Raw genomic sequence first — 3,070 nt, forward strand, 5'->3', positions numbered from 1 at the left:
GGATGCGCGACGACGCCAACGCAACCGTGGCGCAGCTGACCTCGATCGTCGGCCGCATCCAGCAGGCCGCGGCCAGCATCAACCTGGCCGCCTCGGAGATCGCCACCGGCAACAACGACCTCTCCCGGCGCACCGAACAGCAGGCCGCCAACCTGGAGGAGACCGCCGCCTCGATGGAGGAACTGACCTCCACCGTGCGCCAGAACGCCGAGCACGCGCGCCAGGCCAACCAGCTCGCCCAGGGCGCGGCCGGGGTCGCCTCGCAGGGCGGCCAGGTGGTCGGCCAGGTGGTCACCACCATGGCCGACATCGAGGCCTCCTCGAAGAAGATCGCCGACATCATCAGCGTGATCGACGGCATTGCCTTCCAGACCAATATCCTGGCGCTCAACGCCGCGGTGGAAGCCGCGCGGGCCGGCGAACAGGGCCGCGGCTTCGCCGTGGTCGCCTCGGAAGTGCGCACCCTGGCGCAGCGCTCGGCCGGCGCCGCCAAGGAGATCAAGGAACTGATCGAGAACTCGGTGGACAAGGTTTCCGAAGGCTCGGCGCTGGTCCACCAGGCCGGCAGCACCATGGGCGAGATCGTGACCTCGGTGCAGCGGGTGACCGACATCATGGCCGAGATCTCCGCCGCCTCGCAGGAACAGAGCGCGGGCATCGAGCAGGTCAACCAGACCGTCACCCAGATGGACGAGACCACCCAGCAGAACGCCGCGCTGGTGGAGGAAGCCACCGCCGCCGCGCGCGCCATGGAGGAGCAGGCGCACCAGCTGAGCGAGGCGGTCTCGCAGTTCCGGCTGGCCGCCGCGCCGGGCACGGTGCGCGTGGCGGCGGCCGCACCCGCGGTGCGCGGCATCGGCCTGGCCGCCGCCGGCGCGCAGGCGCACTGAAGTATCCGTCGCGCGGTCCGCCACGGACCGCGCACGGGCGTTGCCGGGCGGCGGTGATCCGACACCACCGCCCTTTCTTACAAAGTCATGAGCCGGTGTCCCGATGTCCCGGGGCACCTGGCCGCAGGAGAGAGCTGTGTCCCAACCCCGTTCCGGTTCCAGCATCGTCAGTCGCCTGATGCTGGGCGTGGCGCTGATCGCCTTGATTTCCTTTGGCGTCACCGCCGCGATCAGCTACTGGAAGAGCAGCAGCGCCCTGCTCTCGTCGTCGCAGGACGCGATGCGTAACCTGGCCGGGCTCGAGGCACAGCGGGTTTCGGCCGGGCTCGGCGAAGCCTACGACACCGCCACCACCCTGGCCGCCACCCTGCGCCTGCAGCACCAGCAGGGCCTGCTGACCCGGCCCGCGGTGTCGGCACTGCTGCAGCAGCAGCTGCTCGCGCACCCGGAATGGGTCGGGGTCAGCACGCTGTGGGAGCCGGACGCGTTCGACGGCGCCGATGCCGCGCACGCCAATGCCGAGGGGCACGATGCCAGCGGCCGCTTCATGAGCTACTGGGCCTGGGCGGACGGCAAGCCCGTCACCGAGGCCCTGCGCGGCTATGACGTGGCCGGCGACGGCGACTGGTACCTCAAGCCCCGCCAAACCCGCCAGCCCACGCTGGTCGAGCCGTACAGCTACACCATCAACGGCAAGCAGGTGCTGATGACCACGCTGTCGATCCCGATCGTCGAGCAGGAGCGCTTCCTGGGCGTGGTGACCGTGGATTTCGCCCTGTCCTCGCTGCAGGAGCACCTCGCGCGGCTCACGCCCATGGGCGAAGGCCACGTCGAACTGCTGTCGCCGGCCGGCCGCGTGCTGGCCAGCCGCGACCCGGCCGGGGTAGGTACCCAGCGCCAGGATCCCGCCACCGGCGCCATCCTCGCGCGCATCGCCAAGGGCGAGGTCGCCGAGGCATTCACCCCGGATGCCGACGGCAATGTCGCGGTGTACGTGCCGATCCAGGTCGGCAAGGCCGCGCAGCACTTCGCGCTGGGCGTGATCGTCCCGCAGTCGCTGCTGACCCGGCAGGCCGACGTGCTGCTGTACATCGTCGTCGCGGTCGGGCTGCTGGCCGCGCTGGCGCTGTGCAGCGCGCTGTTCGTGCTGCTGCGGCGGCAGGTGGTGCTGCCGCTGGCCGCCGCCGCCGGCGTCGCCAACGACATCGCCCACGGCAAGCTCGACGGCCGCATCGAGGCCACGCGCCACGACGAGATCGGCACGCTGATGCGCTCCATGCAGACCATGCAGGGCAACCTGCGCGAGCGCATCGAGCGCGACGCCGCCCTCGCCGCCGAGAACCTGCGCATCCGTTCCGCGCTGGACGACGTCACCACCAGCGTGATGATCGCCGACGCCGACCTCACCATCATCTACGCCAACCGGCCGCTGTTCCAGATGCTGGGCAAGGCCGAGCAGGACATGCGCCGCGACCTGCCGAACTTCGACATGAAGACCCTGATCGGCAGCAACATCGACGTCTTCCACAAGCACCCCGCGCACCAGCGCAGGATGCTCGGCGAACTGCACGGCACCCATCGCGCGCAGATCACCGTCGGCAACCACGTCATGCGCCAGATCATCAACCCGGTGACCGATGGCGACGGCAACCGCCTGGGCTACGTGGTGGAGTGGGACGACCGCACCGTCGAGGTGCAGGTCGAGCGCGAGGTCAGCGGCATCGTCGCCGCCGCCGCCAACGGCGAGCTCTCCGGGCGCATCATGCTGGACGGCAAGAGCGGCTTCCTGCTGCAGCTGTCCGAACAGCTCAACGGCCTGCTGGATAGTTTCGCGTCCAGCGTCGGCCAGGTTTCCACCCTGCTCGGCGCGCTGTCGCGCGGCGACCTCACCGCGCGCATGGAAGGCAACTACCAGGGCGTGTTCGCGCGCATCCGCGACGACGCCAACGCCACCGTGGCGCAGCTGACCTCGATCGTCGGCCGCATCCAGCAGGCCGCATCCAGCATCAACCTGGCCGCCTCGGAGATCGCCACCGGCAACAACGACCTGTCGCGCCGCACCGAGCAGCAGGCCGCCAACCTGGAGGAAACCGCCGCCTCGATGGAGGAACTGACCTCCACCGTGCGCCAGAACGCCGAGCACGCGCGCCAGGCCAACCAGCTCGCCCAGGGCGCGGCCG

At 70.3% G+C, this 3,070-nt stretch carries 2 protein-coding genes; both read left to right on the forward strand.

Annotated elements, in window-relative coordinates; translation table 11 throughout:
* A partial coding sequence (locus tag MKP15_RS16920; RefSeq protein ID WP_240213500.1) for a methyl-accepting chemotaxis protein occupies positions 1–890 on the forward strand: 890 nt, incomplete at its 5' end.
* Positions 891–1,026: 136 nt separating this feature from the next.
* A partial coding sequence (locus tag MKP15_RS16925; RefSeq protein WP_345778737.1) for a HAMP domain-containing protein occupies positions 1,027–3,070 on the forward strand: 2,044 nt, incomplete at its 3' end.

The organism is Stenotrophomonas sp. Y6 (assembly GCF_022436665.1).
Classification (GTDB): Bacteria; Pseudomonadota; Gammaproteobacteria; order Xanthomonadales; family Xanthomonadaceae; genus Stenotrophomonas; species Stenotrophomonas acidaminiphila_A.